Raw genomic sequence first — 16,247 nt, forward strand, 5'->3', positions numbered from 1 at the left:
AGAACCTGGTGAACCGCGACTTCCACGCCGAGCGTCCGAACATGCTGTGGGTCACGGACCTGACCGAGTTCTCGATCCCCGCAGGCAAGGCCTATCTGTCGCCCGTGATCGACTGCTACGACGGGCTTCCCGTCGCGTGGACGATCGGCACCAGCCCGAACGCGGCATTGGCCAACGGCATGCTCGCCGACGCGTGCTCCACGCTCAGGGACGGGGAGAAACCAATCATCCATTCCGACCGTGTCTGCCACTACCGGTGGCCCGAGTGGATCCGCATCTGCAAGGAGCATGGTCTGACGCGTTCGATGAGCGCGAAAGGCTGTTCTCCGGACAACGCGGCCGCGGAGGGGTTCTTCGGCCGTCCCAGGCAGGAGTTCTTCCATAAGCGGAGCTTCGCGGGCGTTTCGATGGACGGGTTCATCGACATGCTGGACGACTACATGGTCTGGTATCGGGACAAGAGGATCAAGACGGAGTTCGGCATGAGCATCATGGAGCGTCGACGCAGGCTCGGTCTTGTGGCATGATCGGTGGTGATGGAATCAATGACGAGTCCAACAAAATGTCACCAGCCCCCGGTGTTCAGATTGACTGGTGACGACACGCAGATTTATTTGACGAAAGACACCATGTCGTCAAGCACGCCAACGAGGCCGTCGACAAGGTCCGCAAGGCCGAGGCGAGGGACAGGCCGGTATTGAGGAACACGAAGTACGTGTGGCTCAGGAACGAGGCAAGCCTGACGGATCCGCAGCTGGAGGTCAAGCGGAACCTGGCGAAACAGCGGTTGAAGACCGCCAGGGCGTGCGGAATGCGCGAATGCCTGCAGGACATCTATGCCGGCAGCGCCAGCCGCGTGGAGGCGGAGGCCGGGTTCAGGTCGTTGTGCTCGTGGATGATGCATTCTCGGCTGGAACCCATGAAGGCCTTCGCCAGGCAATTGCGCCGGCACTGGCGGGACATCCTCGCCCACTTCGACCACCCGTACACGAACGCGATCCTCGAAGGCCTGAACAGCGTCATCCAGAACGTGAAGACCCGCGCCCGTGGTTTCAGGAACATGGACTATTTCAGCACCATGATCTACTTGGCCTGCGGCAAACTCGACCTCAAAACCGTCACCGCGTGACCAGCCTGTATCCACACCAAACAGCGAAAGGCCACTATTTCCAATGACCTTGACGTTGAAGGCGTCGCACGGAAAATTCAAGCGTTCAGTACTGTCGATAGAAAAATCCGCAGATGGCATCTGAAATGATAATTGCTGTGAAAGTCCACATTTTTCCGAGACTTTCGGCTCGTATTCCATCGGGGAATTTGGATGTGGACTTTCACGGTTTTATGGGTATGGAAAAGGCCATTGCATAGCGCTATGGCCTTGACAGTAGCAGTCGTATGCCCTCAGTCCTTTTCGGCATCCGGATACTCATCCCTCGGCCTGCCATAGAAGACGCACCAGTTGAGCCAGCGGTACACTTCCTCGTCACTGACGCTGATGCTTGGCCCGTCGAGGATGAAGAACGATTCGTGGAACGTCGCCGAATACGCGCCAAATCAGTCGTCGATATGTTCCTTCGTCGCCGATCCGGCCTCTTCCATCCACTGGTCGAAGTCGCCGTCGTAGAACGCTTGGAGTCCCGTCATCGCGTCGCCTCCTCCTTGACCATTTCATCGAACAGTCTAACAGCGCCAGGAGGTGCAAAAGTCCCCAAGTACCTGTCTCTGGGCGTATCCGAATCGAAGCGCACCTGTCAGAATGCCGAGACGCAATCTTCCGCTGTCAACGTTGCTTTCACTCGCGCACGGCTAATATGTAATATGTTTGATTTTGCCCGCTAATATGAACAAACCATTGACATAGCCGTCCAGCAACGTCCGGTAATATTCCAGCAATGCTCCGGCAGCGTTCGGCAACGGACGCGCCGAAGCGTGTCGCATACATCGGGTATATCCCGGCGCGGACGCGTCACAACAGACGTGTCACAATAGACACACCACGGCAAACACGCCACAAGAAGGAGCAAGGAGAGCACTATGAGATACGAGATCAGCGGTGGAACATTCCCCGTCGTCACATGCGGACTCGCCAATGGTGAACAGATGATCACCGAAGGCGGATCCATGGTGTGGATGACGCCGAACATGCAGATGGAGACTAGGGCCGGTGGAATCGGAGGCATGTTCTCCAAAGCGTTCTCCGGTGAGAACCTGTTCTAGAACATCTACACCGCCCGTGGAGAAGGCTCCATCACGTTCGGCTCGAGCTTTCCCGGCCAGATCCTCGCCATGAACATCCAGCCCGGTCAGGATCTGATTCTGCAGAAAAGCGCGTTCCTCGCCTCGGAAGTGGGCGTCCAACTGTCGATCCATTTCAGCAAAAGATTCAGCACGGGCCTGTTCGGCGGCGAAGGATTCATCATGCAGCGGCTGAGCGGCTGCGGCATCGCTTTCGCGGAAATCGACGGTGATGTAGTCACTTATGATCTCCAGCCCGGCCAGCAATTGGTGGTGGACACCGGCAATATCGCAGGATTCACCTCTAGCGTGCAGATGGAGATCCGTCAGGTTCCAGGATTGAAGAACAAACTGTTCGGCGGCGAAGGACTGTTCAACACCGTGCTGACGGGACCTGGACGGATTTGGCTTCAGACCATGCCTGTCAGCGGCGTCGCGGCGGCCATCCTGCCGTACATCCCCACCCGCAGCGACTGATGCGATGAGCGGGCTTCGTCGTGACCGTCCTGCGATAATGAAGAGAGCGTCCGAAGAAGAGGGAAACGATGGCACGATACGATTTTTGCCCGCATTGCGGCACTGCGAACAACGGCGGCGATTTCTGCGCCAATTGCGGAGCGCCGTTGACGGCACCCGATGCCGGATCGCCGCAGGACATGCAGACGGTTCCGATTCCGGTTCTGACCACTCCGCAAGGTTATCTCGACCAGGATGGCCGGCCGATCGATCTGTCGCAAATGGCTCAGGATTTTCCGCCGGATGAGCCTCATCGACGTGGGATTTCGAAGAAAACGATCACGGTGATCGCGGCATTGGTTGTGGTTTTGATTGTGGTTTCGGCGGTGTGTGGATGGATGATATGGAGCAACCGTCAGCGCGGTAGCCAGCTGGCCGCCTGCCAAAGCGCGGTCAGCAGCGTCAAAGCTTCGGAGAGCAAGGCGAAATCGGAGTATGAAACCGCTGAAAAACTTTCCAAAACCAGTGAGGAGAAGCTGGACGATGCATCGCTGCTTGCGGATCTTGCCAATGCCCTCGGGTCGCAGAAGCCGATCGCAGCCGATGACTATGTCTGCGACGCGTCCGATGGCACGGCTCGGTTGCGCGTTGTCGGAGAGCAGGCCCGCAAGGATCTGACATCGCAGAAAGCGTGGCTCAGATCCGTGAACAAGGCGTCGAAGCTGGTGCAGGCGAGCATCGACAAGCAGACCGCCAAGGACAAGGCTGACAAAGCCGCCAAAGCCAAGGCCGCAAAGAAATCCGAGGAGAAAACCAAGAAGCAATCGCAGAATTCAACCATCGAAACCAGTGAATACGTCAATGCGAGGTATTCATACTCCATCCAGGCTCCGTCGGACTTCGTATGGTCCAGCGAATCCGACAATGGCGACGGGCGTCAGTTCTCCAGCGACGACGATGACGACATCACCATCACCGTATGGGGTTCCGGCAATCTCGATGGCGGCACTCCTGAAAGTGCGATGCGGCAATATCTGTCGGATCATGACGTCACCTACCATGCGTTGGGCGACAGCAGTTTCGTGGCCACTTGGCAGGAGGACGGAACTATCACCTATCTTCGGGAGCTTGTGGACGACGACATCATCCGAGCCGTGGAGATCACGTATCCGTCATCATCCTCGGATCGTGGCAACAAAGTTGTGGAGGCCGTGGCTCCCACGTTGAAATCGCTCTGACGGATTCCGTGGTAGCGGGCGCCGCGGCAGTTACCTCTTTGACTGGAATGCAACGGGAATGTAACTGGAATGTCAGTCAAAACGTCAGTCGAAACGCGCGCCCTCGGGCTTGCTCGGCAACGAGTACAGACATGCCTGGATGATCAGCGAGACGCCTGAAAAGCCGAAACTGGCATATAGCAGAATGAGCAGCTGTCCTGCGAATGTATTCGGATTATGGAAGTCGAGCTTCATCTCATTCGGGATTATCATGATTGCGCCAATGCCGATGAATACCATGCCAACGGCGATGAAGGACAGAATCGCGACAGCGATGATATTGCCGGAATGCCCCAGAAGAAGCCACCATCCGCTGCGATTGGCGTCATGCAGCCTTCGTGTGGAAACGGCCAGGAACGGTATCGCGATAAACAATGACCAGAGCAGCCCTATGAGCGTTCCGAAAGGCGGGAAGAAAAACGGGAGAACGGTTATCGGCGCGATGGGAAGCATGGTCAGCCAGAATTCGCGCCTGCTGGAACGTCCTTTGAATTCCGCGTAGCCGTCGAAGAACCGTTTGATGGCGTTGCCGAAACCGCATTGTTGGTCGGGCATCCATTTGCCGTTCCGTCTCGGTGGGACGCCGGTTTTATAGGAGAACCGCGATTCCCTCCGCTGCCGTTGCTGGGGTGGTGGTTGCATGGGCATTCCGACGGGCTGGCGACCGACGGGACGTGCCGCGTACATGGGCTGCTGCGTGCGGGCAGTCCCGTATGGGAGCTGTGCATATGCGATTCGCGGATTCGCCGATGAATCTTCTGGATTGCCGGGAGCCGTGTCTCCTGACGTTGGATTTTCTGGAACGGGGTGGTTGTGGTAGTCGCTCATTCGCCGAGACTTTCTCTGAGTGAATGCAGTGCTGCATATCCGCCGACATTGGTTTGGCCATCGTAGCATGCGGCGATTCGCCGATGGCGCAATCGGCGATATATCACCAGTGTATATCCACAACGGTGTCTCACAACGTGGAATGCTCCCATCGGATCCGTGGATCCGCCGGGAGCCGTGGAACCCAACGAAAAGCGCCGCTCAACTCTCCAAGAACGCCGGAATCGCCTCCGCGGCCGCATAGCCGGCTCTGTACATGCGTTCCAAACCTTCGAATGACTTACTCAGTGTGTCCAAGCCGTACATGCTTTCCGGCGCGAGGATGAGCACGCGGCCATCCTGCTCGTATTCCTTGGCCAGCGCCACTTCGTCGTTGTACGTCTGGTAACGGTTCATCAGCTTTTCCGCAGCCTGAGGATGCATGCGCTTCAGAATCGTGGCCGGACCAACATCCTTCTTCTGCTGGCGTACGGTGTCTTTCGGACGGGTGAGAATTACCACGATGCGGTCGTAGCCGTCGTCAATCGCCTTCTGTACCGGAATTGGATCCGCAATACCACCATCGTAATAGGGCACGCCGTCGATCACATATGGTTCGCACGCGACCGGCACCGCAGAGGACGCCTTCATAATGTCGAAATTGTCATAACTCACATCCGACTTGTCGAAATATTTCGTGGAACCGTCATCCGCATTGCACGCCACCACGGTGAAGCCGGTCGGATTTTTCTCGAATGCCTCATAATCCACCGGATTCTCGCCGTCGTGGTTGCTCAGCGTGCCGTACACATAATCGAGATTGGCGTAATTGTGGTTTTTGATGTAGCTGTCGAAACTGGCATATTGCTTGCGGAATGCGTACTGTGTGTAGAACGTGTGGCTGCGGCCGTGCTGGCCGGAGATATAAGAAACCATATTGGCGCTGCCGGCGGAGACGCCGTAGCAATGATCGACGTGCACGTGGTCTTCCATCATGCGGTCCATCACGCCCGCGCCGTAGATCGCGCGGAAACCGCCACCGACGTCGATCATCGCTGTTCTGTTGGCCATACGCACCTGTCCTTTCGCGTCGTCCCTTTTTCGGGTTTCCCCTGACTTTACGCGCCTTGTCGGGACATTCGCGTTCAGCGATTAAGTAGTGACTGTGCCAACTGCGCGATTCGTACAGAAGTGTCGGAATTGGCTAGTTTAATATCACCTTCCGTGTCTTCCGGAGCGAGCTTGCCAAGCGATTCGAGTACCACGCCAAGGTGACGTACGGTACCCTCGTTGCCGTCGATAATCTCCGCTGTATCAGGCAACAGTTCGCGGAAATAGTCGCGATAAAATACGAAATGCGTGCAGCCGAGCACAACCGCGTCAATCGTGGATAGGTCGTACTGGTCGAAATACTGGTGCAGCGTACGCATCACCACGTCGTGATCGTCGAGCTGGCCGTGTTCCACGATCTCCACCAAGCCGGGGCAAGGCTCCGGGAAAATCGTATGGTCGGCTTTGAAACGATTCATCAGCACCGCGAACTTGCGTTCCCGCAACGTCAGGGGAGTGGCGGCGACGATGACACGCTGACGATTGCCATGACCGCGGTCGCATGCCACCTTCAGCGCAGGTTCCATGCCGATAATCGGAATGTCGTATCTGTCGCGCAATTCGTTGGCCGCGGCAGAAGTGGCGGTATTACAGGCGATGACGACCGCCTTCACACCCTGCTCCACGAAGCGTTTCACAATGGCGTCGGACAGCTCGCGCACCTGTTCGGGCGATTTCGTGCCGTACGGCGCGTTCGCGGAATCGCCGAAGTACAGCACGCGCTCGTTCGGCATATCGCGGCGGATCTCACGTGCCACGGAGATTCCTCCCAAGCCGGAATCGAAAACGCCGATCGGTGCCGTTGAAGCCATACGTCCTCCCTTGCTCCGCCTGTTCCGTGCGCGGAAATGCCATGCGCGCATCGAGCCAAACACTTCAATAGCCTACCGCGTGTAGAGTGAATCGGTATGAGCATTCCGAGCATTGTTTACAAAGCGCACGCCACGGGCAACGATTTCGTGGTGTATCTCGACGCCGATGGCGTGTACGAGCCTACCGCCGATGAGGTGCGGTTTTTGTGCGACCGTCATTTCGGCATCGGCGGCGACGGTCTGATCCGTCTCGCGCATCCGCGGGCGGTGTCCGATCTGAACGACGCCCAGCTTGCCGATTGCGCGGCCGGCGATGCGGACTGGTTCATGGATTACCGCAACGCCGACGGGTCGTTGGCCGAGATGTGCGGCAACGGCACCCGCGCGATCACTTTGTTCGCGCAGAGGCAGGGCATCGCCGACCAGCCGGGCGGAGAACCGTTCCGCCTCGGCACCCGCGCCGGCGTGAAGGTCCTGACCTCGCTCGGCGATGTGCCAGGGCTTGGCAAGGACGTGTTCCAGGTGGAGATGGGCGCATGGAAGCACGGCGACGTCGACGGTTACGAAGTGACGATTCCGGGTACGGCGGGTTCTGCCCGTGGCACGTTCGTGGATATGGGCAACCCGCATGTCGTGGCCGTTCTTGAGGACGCGTTCGCCAGCCTTCCGAACGTCGAGGATCTCGATCTGACCGTCAAACCGGTGGTCTCCCCGGAGATCCCGACGGATCAGAACGTCGAATTCGTGCGCATCGACGAGCAGAGCGAGGGCGACGATGCAGGCGAAGCCACCATGCGCGTGAACGAACGCGGCTGCGGCGAGACCCTGTCGTGCGGCACGGGATTGTGTGCCACCGCCGTCACGTTGCGTGCCAAAACCGGCATCGACCATTGGACGATCACCGTGCGCGGCGGCACCCTGCGCGTCGACGTGACCGACACGGATGTGAGACTCACCGGCAGCGCCACCATCGTGGGTAAAATCGAATTGCTGTAGCCGCGCGACCATAGGTCGACAACAACAACGAGGAAGGCCGACCCCGCAGGGCCGGCCTTCTTTATGTGTGAAATATTCGGCGTCATCCGATGTCAGGCGAATAGCATCGGTCCATCCTTGACGAGGATGACCACGATCAGCGCCACAATCCACACCGCGTCGACCATCAGATCGAAATTCAGCCGATAATACTTGCGAAGTCCCGTGTTCTTCGCCGGCAGATCCTGCACCGTCACCGTGGCGTGCGAAAGCGACATGAACTGCACGGTGGTGGAGAACATGAGCGCCAGGCACCATGGGCACAACGCGTTGATGACGAACAGCGACTGCGTGGTCAGCCAATACGAATAGGCCAATGCCGCAAGTCCGCCCAGCCACGTGCAGGTGGCGAACCAGCGCGGCACGGCCACCTTGGCCAGACCGATCACTGCGATTGTCACGAACACCGATTCGGCGGCGATGCCGAAGAACGCGTTCGGGAAACTCAGCCCGGCGAACTTCACGATCTCCGCCTGCCATGATTCGGCCACCGTGGAGCAGGACAGCACGGCGTTCACATCGCAGTTGAGCTTCTGCCCGGGGTTGCGGGCCAGTTTCAACGTGTCGGCGGCCAGGATGAACGATACGAACAATGCCACCGTCGAAGCGATTAGCATGATCAGATACGTCCATGTGGCTTCGTGACGCCAGCCGCGCGGTTTCGTGAAATCATCGTCGGCCGCGACGACGTCCACGCCTGTCATCGCGGCGTCGGTTTCGTTCTCGGCGGCATTGCCTTCAAAATTGCCCATCGTCAATCCTTGGAAAATCGAAAATACAAACGTTGTCATGTCACAGTCTACGCGAAAAATTGCGGATGGGAGCTTACGATAGTCGTATGAGTCACGTGAGGTACGCCGCGCCGCCCGCGCAAGGTTGGGACATCCATTGCCATACCGTCTTCTCCGACGGGACGGAAACGCCCGGCACGCTGGTCGAACAGGCTCGGCTGCTCGGTCTGCACGGTGTGGCCATCGCCGATCATGACACCACCGCCGGATGGCGGGAAGCTCGTGCGGCCGCCCGAAAAGCCGGATTGCCGCTGCTGCTCGGCACGGAGATCACCGCTGTCGACGACGACGTGTCCGTGCACATGCTCGCTTTCCGATACGATCCGGCCAACACCCGGATCTCCGACATGTTCGCAGGCACGCGCGCCGCACGTCTGCGTCGCACGAAACGCATGGTGGAGCGGCTCACAGAGGATTATCCGATCACATGGGGCGATGTGCTCGCCCAAGTGAAGGAAGGGGAACGGACCACAATCGGACGGCCGCACATCGCCGACGCGCTGGTCGCTGCGGGCGTGTATCGGACGCGTTCCGATGCCTTCGCCGACGCGGTGAGTGCGGCATCGAAATACTACATTCCCACACCATCGCCATCGACGCATGAGGTCATCGCCGCGGTCAAGGACGCGGGCGGCGTGGTGGTCGTTGCGCATGCGGGCGATCCGCGGCGCAACCGCAGACTGCTGTCCGACGCGCAGCTTAACGCCCTGATCGATGATGGGTTGGACGGTCTGGAGGTATGGCATCGTGGCAATCCTCCGGAACAGCGGGAACGATTGCTTGCGATCGCGTCCCGGCATGACCTGCTGGTGACCGGCGGTTCGGATTGGCATGGCAAAGGCAAGCCCAATGCGCTGGGGGAGAACCTTACCGACGACGACACCGTGCGTGAGATCATGCGCAGGGGCGTGGATTCGGGCAGCCGCTTTTGAACGTCGCGTCATGCGCCGGCGCTCTTCCGAATATGAACGAATATGAAAAACGCCAAACCATCAGGTCCGGCGTTTTCCGTTTTGTCTGAAATATGATTCGAACGAATCTCAATGAATCAGAGATTGCCGAAACCGACGGCATGCTTGGTTTCGGAGCCGATGATGGCATAGCCGAGCGAACCGGACGGCACCACGATGCGGCGGCCCTTGTCGTCGGTCAGATTGATGGTCTTGCCATTCTCCACGGCGTCGGTGATGGTGGCGTTCACCTCATCGGCGCTCTGCTTGGTGCTGAAGGTGACGGTGCGTGCCACGTTCTGGATGCCCAGTTCGATATTCATGATACTCCTTGTGAAAAGTGTTCGTTTGCGATGTATGCGCTTATTCTACGCGCGGTTTTCCTTCGACGGTGTCTTCAGGATTGGCGTTGGGCGGATGCCTGCTGCTGGTCGACCTGCGCTTTGGCCTTTTGCATGGTGGCTTCGTCGCGTTCGAGCAGTGGGATGAGCATGGTCGCGGCTTCGCTGTGAGCTTGAGGAATCGTCTCTTCGTTCGTGTCGTCGTTGCCGGCGGCGGTCTCCAGTTTGCTGATCACGATGGTCGAGCTGGACGGTTGTGATTCATGCCGTTGCCTTGCGGACTGCTCCGGGATGAACGTGCTGATGGACGATCCCTCCTTGGTGGTGTTCCCGCGTTCGGCGGTATCGTCATTTCCGACAGGATTGAACGCTTCCGTGGCGTCCTCGACGTTCGGCTCGGTTTTGCGCACCGGATGCGAATCGGTGACATCAAAATCGCCGGTCCTGTCATCGTCCATGTCGACGGCGTCGATATGACGCTCGCCCGTGGCGTCGTTCGTGTCATCCGCGCCATTGCGTTCCGCGGCCTCTCGGCGGCGACGCTCGGATTCGTCCAGCAGCGTGCCGACGGTAATGGTGCTCGGAGTGCGACTGCGATTCTGCTGACCATCCTGCCGTGTTTCGCTCGACTTGTGCGTTTTGGCGGTGAGCATACCCAGCTGATGAGCCAGACGCTCCACCTGCGCCTTGAACTGCATGATCTTGACGCTGTCGGCCTTGTTCAGCGCGTTGATGAAATCGCCCACCTGCTCCATCTGCAGCCACAGATTGGCACGAAGCATGATCAGGTCATCCAGACGATTGCCGAGCATGCGTCCATAGGCGCTCAACAGCGCGTTGCGATGATTCTCGTCCAAACGGGCGAAAATCCAAGCCAGATCACGTGCAGGATCATTGACCTGCATATCCTGCCAATTCGTGATGGCGGTGATCGACGAATCGGAGAACAGCACATCGCCGTCGGACAGACCTCCATGCACGGGACAAGTGGTGAACGACCACAAGCCGTCGGTCTCCAGAATGTCCGACCAGCTCGTCGTGATCTCCTGCGGAACATGGCCCGCCTGACGCAGCCTCTTGATCCAAGCGGTCAGCTGCGCGCGAATCTGCCCCGTGGTGAACACCGGATAGCCCGCCTCCTGCAGAAAATCCGGACGAAGACGGTGAATCGCGCCCAACGCGGTGCCCACGCTGACGCAATCATCCAACGTCAGCAAGCTCAGACTACGGGCCTGGCCGGGATGATGGACGGCTACCATCACGGAAACGTCACCCGTGGCGGACCTTTTCTGCTCACCATTGGAAAAAGCAAGCACCCGATCGACATCGAAACCGAGTCCACCCAGTTCACGGGCCTGCGCCAACGTCTGCGCGGCACGCACCCGTCCGGCAAGACGTCTGCGTCCCTCCGGAGTGTTCGAAGCGAGCGTGTCATACAGCCTGCCCACGGAATCCTGCACCACGGCATGATCGATGCCATATCCCTCATCGGTGGCATTGTTCTGTTCGCTGGCACGCGCGCCCGCGATGACGGCATTCGGCATCGCCGCGCTCGCCAAGGCGGCCATCATAAATTTGCTTCGTTCGGTCACAAACCCAACATTAATACAAGCGGGCGGTAAAACCGCGCTCTTTTCCGGCTTTTATCGCCTGACCATCCCATTCGGCGGGCAAAAACGTGGGCGGAAAGCGAACACGGCACGCCCGTCGGCCAATCTGCCACAATGGAACACATGAGTGCAACAACGCAAGAGCTTCTCGACGGATTGGACGATGCGCAGCGCACGGCCGCCAGTACGGTGCGGGGACCCGTCCGCATCATCGCAGGTGCAGGAGCGGGCAAAACCCGGACCATCACCCGTCGAATCGCCTACGCGTGCGCCACCAAAGCCTGGGATCCACGCAGAACCCTCGCCGTAACCTTCTCCGTCAAGGCCGCTGCGGAAATGCGCAGCCGACTGTCGAAGCTCGACGTCGCGGCCGATGTCAAAGCCTCGACCTTCCACGCCGCGGCGCTGCACCAGCTCCGCCAGGTCTGGCCGGACGTGTGCGGGGGACCCATGCCATTCATATCCCGGAACCCCCTCGAACTTGTGGAACGCTCCCTGAAACGCGTCACCACCTACCAGGTCGATGACAACACTGTGCGCGACCTGCAGGCGGAAATCAACTGGTGCAAGATTTCGCTCATCGCCCCGGAGGATTACGAACGCGTCTGCGCGGCCACGCATCGCCAGTCGCCGGCGGGACTGGAGCCGGACCAATTCGTGGACGTATACAAGGCGTATGAAGCCGAGAAAACCAATCGCAACGAAATCGACTTCGACGACATCCTGCTGATAGCCTGCCACCTCATCGACAGCGACGCGGAAGTGGCGGAAAACATACGTTCCGGCATCAAATGGATCACCGTTGACGAGTATCAGGACGTCTCGCCGCTGCAGCACCGCCTGCTCACCCGCTGGCTCGGCATCAACCGCAACATCTGCGTGGTGGGGGATCCGGCCCAGACCATCTACTCGTTCGCGGGGGCGAGCAGCTACAGCCTGCTCAACTTCGCATCCGAATTCGGGCCGCTTGCCGCGGACGTTAGGCTCAACACCGATTACCGTTCCACACCCCAGATCGTGAACTACGCCAACCGCATGCTTGCCGCATCGCCGCAGCGCACGGACTATCTCAAACTGAGTTCCGGACGGGAGGAAGGCCGACGCGTCTCCGAAACCGTCTATAACAGCGACATCGAGGAGGCACAAGGCGTGGCCGCGCGCATCCGCAGGCTCGTGGACAACGGAGTCTCCGCTGGCGATTGCGCCATCCTCACCCGAGTCAACGCGCAGCAGAGGATCTTCTGCCGGGCGTTGACCGAACAGCATCTGCGATACCGCATCAAAAGGGACAGTGGATGGCAGAATTCCGCGATTGCGGACGACAACCAGAACCGTTTGGCCATGTTGGAGGCGCTCGGCGTGGGCGCCGATCTGAGCGGCGTGACCATTTCCACCATCCATGCCTCCAAAGGCTTGGAATTCAAGCATGTGTTCCTGATCGGATGCTCAGAGGGGCTAATGCCGTACGGCTCGCCGCCCGCCGGCGAACTTTTGGAGGAGGAACGCCGGCTCATGTATGTGGCGGTCACGCGTGCCGAAGACACGCTCGATGTGTCCTATGCGCGTACCCGCGAAGGTGACGCAGGCGAACGCGGGCGCAGGGAATCACGATTCTTCCGGTGACTGCGGGCCGTCGGAACCGCTGTCCGTTTCGTCGCCGTCGGTACCGGATTCGCCGTCCGTTTCGTCGGAACCATCGGCGTCCGACGAAACGTCGTGCTTGTGCTCTTCCTCGTCAAGCAGTTTGGTCAGCTCGGCATCCCAATCGATGGAGTCGAGAACCTCCTGTGATGCGGCGGCATCCTGCTTGTTGGAATCGGTGGCGGCGTCCGTTGCGTTGGCTGCCTCGGTCGCGCCGTCGGCATTGTCTTGCGATTGCTCGTCCGGCAGCTGTGGCAGCAAATCGGGGTGCGACCACTTCGCGTCGCGAGCCTCGGAACCTTCCTTCGCTCCGATACTTTCCCATAACGCGGCCGCCTCGCGCATGCGCTTCGGACGGAGCTGCATTCCCACCAGGCTTTCGAACGTGCGTTCCGCCGGTCCTCCGATGGCGCGTTCGCGGCGGAGCATCTCACGAAGCTGTTCGATATGCGGGATGTGTGCCATGCCTGCGCGCCATACGACGGCATCCACCCAACCTTCGACCAGCGCCAGCAGATTCTCCAACGAGGCCATGGCCTGCTTTTGCTCCGGCGTGTCCGGGAACGCCACCTTGGTGATGTTCACCGCGCTGGCCATGGAATCCGGATCGATGGATTCGGCTTCACGGATCTGCTCCTCCATGGCGTCCATGTCGATGGCGATGCCACGCGCGTATTTGCCCAGCAACGCTTCGAACCGGGGCATTAGCCACGGCACGGAGGCGAACAGACGCGCATGGGCGAGTTCCTGCAGTGCGAGATACCCCATTACCTCGCTCACGTCGATGTCCAGCGACTTCGCGTATTCGACCACGTTCTGCACGATGAGTCCGCCTGCGGGATTCTTGGACAGCGCGATGCCCTGATCGAAGCTGCCGCGCACCTCATGTGACAGGTCGCCGGCCGCGCGTCCCAGCTGCATGGCGAACGACGTGTTGCCGACGAAACGCATCAACTTGGCGGGATCCTTCATATCGTCCGGAATCGGAATCTCGACCGGGCCTGCGAAAATCCCCGAAATCTCAGGTTGTATTTCGCCGTCGCCGAAACGCTGCGACAAAATCGAAGCCAACGCGTCGTTCATCGACTCGGCCACGGGGGAAACGAACTGAGCCCACGAATCGAGAGTGCTTTCCACCCAGCCCGCGCGGGTAAGCAACTGCGTCTCGCCTTGTGCCGGATCGAATTCGCAGGCGGTGTCAAGCCACAGATTCGCCTCGCTGATGGCACGTCTGGCGATTTCGCCGTTCTCCGCGCTGACATTGGCATCCGAGCCGGTGCCATTGGCCTTCTGCAAGGCAAGCGATTTCGCCAGTTTGATGTTGATCGGCCCCTGCTCGGCGACATGCTGGATGTCGCCCATGGTGTTGAGCCCGCCAGCGGTGAACGCCTGCATCATGGATTTGACTTCTTCGGGCTTTGGCAGCGTGCTTGGATCCTGGCTCATCAGCTGGTCGCGCACGGCTTCCGGCATATTGGAAAGCTGATTCCACGCCGTTTCGCCCTGAATCGGGCCGAAGCAATCGATAAGCCACTGGCGGATCGCATTCTCGTCCATACCGTCCCCTGTCCTTGTTCCAAGCGATTGTTAAGTTCGTTTGCCTTCCATAGTATGGGAGGCATGGCCGATATGCAGGAAACACAGCGAGTTCACGCCAAAAGCACACGTACGGGGAAATCCCAAGGCGTTCTGCCGCGTCTCAAACGATGGTGGTGGCGTGTCGGGCGATGGCTTGATGTTCGCCCATGGCGATATCTCGCCGGTCTGTTCACGGCCGTGCTTTGCGTGGTGATTCTCTGCCTTCCCAGCGCGTATGTGGTGCAGGGCCCCGGGCCTACTCAGAACGTGCTGGGCGCGGTCGGCGGCAAGCAGGTCATTTCAGTGTCGGGAGTGAAGACGCATAAGGATTCCGGCAAACTGCTGCTCGTCACGGTCAATGCCTCCGGCGTGCCGGGCTATCCGGTGTCCAACGCGCAGACTCTGCTGGCATGGGCGAATCCGAAGTCCACGGTGCTTCCGCAGGAGGCGGTGTTCCCGGTCGGTCAAAGCGCCAAGGATTACGAGAAGGAAAGCAACAAGGAGATGGCGTCCTCCCAGGACGCGGCCACGGCGGCGGCGCGGAAATTCCTCAAATCGCGCGGATACGATGTGTCGGGCATGAAGGTGACCATGCATGTCGATGACATCGGCGGACCGTCCGCGGGCATGATGTACACGCTCGGCTTGATAGACAAAGTAAGCGGGGAGAAACTCTCGGGAGGGAAGACCATAGCCGGAACGGGCACGATGAACGCCAAAGGCAAGGTCGGCGCCATCGGAGGCATTCGATTGAAGATGATCGGCGCGAAACGTGACGGAGCCACATGGTTCCTCGCGCCGGAATCCAACTGCTCCGATGTCGTCGGACATGTCCCGCAGGGTCTACATGTGGTGAAAGTCGGCACCTTGGATGAGGCATACCAAGCATTGGTCGCCATCCGCGATGGCAAAGGCGGATCCCTGCCGAAATGCGTCGCCGGGAAGTGACCGTTTCATTGGCCGCGATCGGCAGGGGGATATGCCTCGACATTGCCGAAAATCGCCATGGAATCTCGAAACGTGAGCAATTCCAGCGTCTGTAACATGTATTTCGAGCAGTGTTGGTATATTGGCGAACGTGAATCAAACGGCATCTGATAACGCTGAAGAATTCGGTTTCCACGCCGGCGACCTGGTACAGGAATGGTTGTGGGACGATGATGTGGATGACTCGATCCGCGCCAAGATCGAGGAGCTGACCGGCGAGGAACTGGTCGACGAGGACTATGATTCCGCCGTTGATGGCGTGATCATCTGGTGGCGTGACGGTGATGACGAGGACGAGTTGTCCGACACCATCGTGGACGCCTATGCGGTTCTCGGCGATGATGGTCCGCTGTGGGTGCTGACCCCGAAGCCGGGACGTCCGGGGGCGGCAAGCTCCAGCACCGTGCAGTCCGCGGCCAAGACCGCCGGCATGAACGCGGCCACTCCGTTGACCGTCAGCGCTGATTGGAATGGTGTCCGCCTGCGTGCGTTCGGCAAGGGCAGGTAGAATCTTAGATTCTCTATTCGTGAGTTTCCAAATCCCTCTGGTTCCTTCGACCAGAGGGATTTTTCGTATGTGGGTGAAAGTGGGCGATAAGGGACTCGAACCCTTTGCG

14 protein-coding genes and 2 pseudogenes are annotated in these 16,247 nt (G+C 59.2%); 9 read left to right on the plus strand and 7 right to left on the minus strand.

Annotated features, from left to right (window positions below; genetic code table 11):
• From OU26_RS08745 to OU26_RS08760, 4 genes and pseudogenes are all read left to right on the plus strand, one after another.
• Positions 1-527, plus strand: a 527-nt coding sequence (locus OU26_RS08745; RefSeq protein WP_033499096.1) for an IS3 family transposase, incomplete at its 5' end; no start/stop codon positions are given.
• A 95-nt stretch (positions 528-622) separates the two neighbouring features.
• Positions 623-1,129, plus strand: a pseudogene (locus OU26_RS10570) (ISL3 family transposase); the annotation flags it as partial.
• A gap of 905 nt (positions 1,130-2,034) precedes the next feature.
• Positions 2,035-2,712 (plus strand): annotated as a pseudogene (locus tag OU26_RS09560) (TIGR00266 family protein).
• Between the two features lie 68 nt (positions 2,713-2,780).
• Positions 2,781-3,929: a zinc ribbon domain-containing protein gene (locus OU26_RS08760; protein WP_026647020.1), complete on the plus strand. Its 1,149-nt coding sequence runs from the start codon at positions 2,781-2,783 to the stop codon at positions 3,927-3,929.
• Positions 3,930-4,013: 84 nt separating this feature from the next.
• Here the strand turns inward: OU26_RS08760 and OU26_RS08765 are convergent, their stop codons facing one another.
• The 3 genes from OU26_RS08765 to murI all read right to left on the minus strand — a co-directional run bounded on the left by OU26_RS08765 (position 4,014) and on the right by murI (position 6,697).
• Complete coding sequence (locus tag OU26_RS08765; protein WP_026647021.1) at positions 4,014-4,523, minus strand: DUF805 domain-containing protein; 510 nt, start codon at positions 4,521-4,523, stop codon at positions 4,014-4,016.
• 474 nt (positions 4,524-4,997) lie between these two features.
• Positions 4,998-5,846 (minus strand): patatin-like phospholipase family protein, encoded by an 849-nt coding sequence (locus OU26_RS08770; protein ID WP_026647022.1) that lies wholly within the window; start codon positions 5,844-5,846, stop codon positions 4,998-5,000.
• A 74-nt stretch (positions 5,847-5,920) separates the two neighbouring features.
• Positions 5,921-6,697, minus strand: a complete 777-nt coding sequence (gene murI, locus OU26_RS08775; RefSeq protein ID WP_026647023.1) for a glutamate racemase — start codon at positions 6,695-6,697, stop codon at positions 5,921-5,923.
• A 96-nt stretch (positions 6,698-6,793) separates the two neighbouring features.
• Here murI and dapF point away from each other — a divergent pair, with 96 nt between their 5' ends.
• Positions 6,794-7,693: a diaminopimelate epimerase gene (gene dapF / locus OU26_RS08780; RefSeq protein ID WP_026647024.1), complete on the plus strand. Its 900-nt coding sequence runs from the start codon at positions 6,794-6,796 to the stop codon at positions 7,691-7,693.
• Positions 7,694-7,785: 92 nt separating this feature from the next.
• Here dapF and OU26_RS08785 read toward each other — a convergent pair whose 3' ends face one another.
• Positions 7,786-8,436 (minus strand): vitamin K epoxide reductase family protein, encoded by a 651-nt coding sequence (locus OU26_RS08785; RefSeq protein WP_033499099.1) that lies wholly within the window; start codon positions 8,434-8,436, stop codon positions 7,786-7,788.
• Positions 8,437-8,570: 134 nt separating this feature from the next.
• Between OU26_RS08785 and OU26_RS08790 the strand changes: the two genes are divergently transcribed.
• A complete protein-coding gene (locus OU26_RS08790; protein ID WP_026647026.1) occupies positions 8,571-9,455 on the plus strand; it encodes a PHP domain-containing protein in 885 nt (294 codons plus the stop codon).
• A 116-nt stretch (positions 9,456-9,571) separates the two neighbouring features.
• Here OU26_RS08790 and OU26_RS08795 read toward each other — a convergent pair whose 3' ends face one another.
• Together OU26_RS08795 and OU26_RS08800 are read right to left on the minus strand one after the other, a co-directional pair.
• Positions 9,572-9,796, minus strand: coding sequence for a DUF3107 domain-containing protein (locus OU26_RS08795; protein WP_026647027.1), 225 nt, complete (start codon positions 9,794-9,796; stop codon positions 9,572-9,574).
• Positions 9,797-9,870: 74 nt separating this feature from the next.
• Positions 9,871-11,385 (minus strand): phosphotransferase, encoded by a 1,515-nt coding sequence (locus tag OU26_RS08800; protein WP_051592993.1) that lies wholly within the window; start codon positions 11,383-11,385, stop codon positions 9,871-9,873.
• Positions 11,386-11,538: 153 nt separating this feature from the next.
• Here OU26_RS08800 and OU26_RS08805 point away from each other — a divergent pair, with 153 nt between their 5' ends.
• The gene (locus tag OU26_RS08805; RefSeq protein WP_026647029.1) at positions 11,539-13,047 is read left to right on the plus strand and encodes an ATP-dependent helicase; all 1,509 of its coding nucleotides are present in this window, start codon (positions 11,539-11,541) and stop codon (positions 13,045-13,047) included.
• Here the strand turns inward: OU26_RS08805 and OU26_RS08810 are convergent.
• Positions 13,030-14,622: a zinc-dependent metalloprotease gene (locus tag OU26_RS08810; protein ID WP_026647030.1), complete on the minus strand. Its 1,593-nt coding sequence runs from the start codon at positions 14,620-14,622 to the stop codon at positions 13,030-13,032. The two genes, OU26_RS08805 and OU26_RS08810, sit on opposite strands and share 18 nt — an antisense overlap.
• Before the next feature lie 72 nt (positions 14,623-14,694).
• On the opposite strand from OU26_RS08810, the gene OU26_RS08815 reads away from it, so the two are divergent.
• Together OU26_RS08815 and OU26_RS08820 are read left to right on the plus strand one after the other, a co-directional pair.
• Positions 14,695-15,591, plus strand: a complete 897-nt coding sequence (locus OU26_RS08815; protein WP_152571362.1) for a YlbL family protein — start codon at positions 14,695-14,697, stop codon at positions 15,589-15,591.
• Between the two features lie 121 nt (positions 15,592-15,712).
• Entirely contained in the window at positions 15,713-16,138 is a 426-nt protein-coding gene (locus OU26_RS08820) for a DUF3052 domain-containing protein (RefSeq protein WP_033499097.1), read from the plus strand.
• The last annotated feature ends 109 nt before the right edge of the window (positions 16,139-16,247 follow it).

It is taken from the genome of Bifidobacterium ruminantium DSM 6489, assembly GCF_000770925.1.
GTDB lineage: Bacteria > Actinomycetota > Actinomycetes > Actinomycetales > Bifidobacteriaceae > Bifidobacterium > Bifidobacterium ruminantium.

What these genes read in the sequence shown, in the direction of transcription:
- OU26_RS08760 (WP_026647020.1), top strand. Translation starts at nt 2,781, where the DNA reads ATGGCACGATACGATTTTTGCCCGCATTGCGGCACTGCGAACAACGGC.
- OU26_RS08765 (WP_026647021.1), bottom strand. Translation starts at nt 4,523, where the DNA reads ATGCCCGACCAACAATGCGGTTTCGGCAACGCCATCAAACGGTTCTTC.
- OU26_RS08770 (WP_026647022.1), bottom strand. Translation starts at nt 5,846, where the DNA reads ATGGCCAACAGAACAGCGATGATCGACGTCGGTGGCGGTTTCCGCGCG.
- murI (WP_026647023.1), bottom strand. Translation starts at nt 6,697, where the DNA reads ATGGCTTCAACGGCACCGATCGGCGTTTTCGATTCCGGCTTGGGAGGA.
- dapF (WP_026647024.1), top strand. Translation starts at nt 6,794, where the DNA reads ATGAGCATTCCGAGCATTGTTTACAAAGCGCACGCCACGGGCAACGAT.
- OU26_RS08785 (WP_033499099.1), bottom strand. Translation starts at nt 8,436, where the DNA reads ATGACAGGCGTGGACGTCGTCGCGGCCGACGATGATTTCACGAAACCG.
- OU26_RS08790 (WP_026647026.1), top strand. Translation starts at nt 8,571, where the DNA reads ATGAGTCACGTGAGGTACGCCGCGCCGCCCGCGCAAGGTTGGGACATC.
- OU26_RS08795 (WP_026647027.1), bottom strand. Translation starts at nt 9,796, where the DNA reads ATGAATATCGAACTGGGCATCCAGAACGTGGCACGCACCGTCACCTTC.
- OU26_RS08800 (WP_051592993.1), bottom strand. Translation starts at nt 11,385, where the DNA reads ATGATGGCCGCCTTGGCGAGCGCGGCGATGCCGAATGCCGTCATCGCG.
- OU26_RS08805 (WP_026647029.1), top strand. Translation starts at nt 11,539, where the DNA reads ATGGAACACATGAGTGCAACAACGCAAGAGCTTCTCGACGGATTGGAC.
- OU26_RS08810 (WP_026647030.1), bottom strand. Translation starts at nt 14,622, where the DNA reads ATGGACGAGAATGCGATCCGCCAGTGGCTTATCGATTGCTTCGGCCCG.
- OU26_RS08815 (WP_152571362.1), top strand. Translation starts at nt 14,695, where the DNA reads ATGCAGGAAACACAGCGAGTTCACGCCAAAAGCACACGTACGGGGAAA.